Source organism: Burkholderia sp. Tr-862 (assembly GCF_011753085.1).
Taxonomy (GTDB): Bacteria; Pseudomonadota; Gammaproteobacteria; order Burkholderiales; family Burkholderiaceae; genus Burkholderia; species Burkholderia ambifaria.
In genome coordinates this window covers 1-612 of the sequence record NZ_VWWG01000426.1, presented here as the reverse complement: position 1 = coordinate 612, position 612 = coordinate 1, and the positions used below count along the sequence as shown (strand labels likewise).

At 65.8% G+C, this 612-nt stretch carries 1 protein-coding gene; it reads left to right on the top strand.

What is annotated here, in order from left to right; all coding sequences use genetic code 11:
* On the top strand, positions 1-612 hold a 612-nt coding region (locus tag F3J14_RS35310; RefSeq protein WP_211080442.1), incomplete at both ends, for an RHS domain-containing protein.

The following is a 612-nucleotide window of genomic DNA, read 5'->3' as shown; positions in this document are numbered from 1 at the left end:
AGTTGCGCGTGAGCTTCACCTATGACGCATTCGGCCGTCGCCGGTTGAAGGAAGTGGCGAGCAAGAACGGCAGCATCGATCGAACGGTGTTCACGTGGGACGGCGACGTGCTGTTGATGGAGGAGCGGTTCCACGTCCCGCCGCCGCAGTTGGGCGAGCGCGATCCGCTCGCACATCGCGCGCCGCAGGTGGTACGTGAGGATCCGGACGATGCGTACTCGGTGCCGGTGGCGCAGCGAGTCCATACGTTCGGCGAGCGGCGGCAATGGCAGGGCGCGTCGCTGTACCTGCACGAGCCGGGCACGTTCGTGCCACTGGCACGGCTGGACGAGACGCTGGTGGAGGCGGCGTTCATTGCGACGGGCACGGACGGTCGGTTCGTGCAGGTGCCGGCCAAGACGCGGCATGCGACGCTGTTCTACCAGAACGATCATTTGGGGACGCCGCAGGAACTGCTGGATGACGCGGGGAAGGTGGTGTGGTTGGGTCGGTATCGGGCGTGGGGCGGTGAGAAGACGGTGTGGCGGGAGACGCCGGAGCGGAACGAGGCGGGTAACGCGATCCGGTTTCAGGGGCAGTATCACGATGAAGAGACGGGGCTGCATTACAACC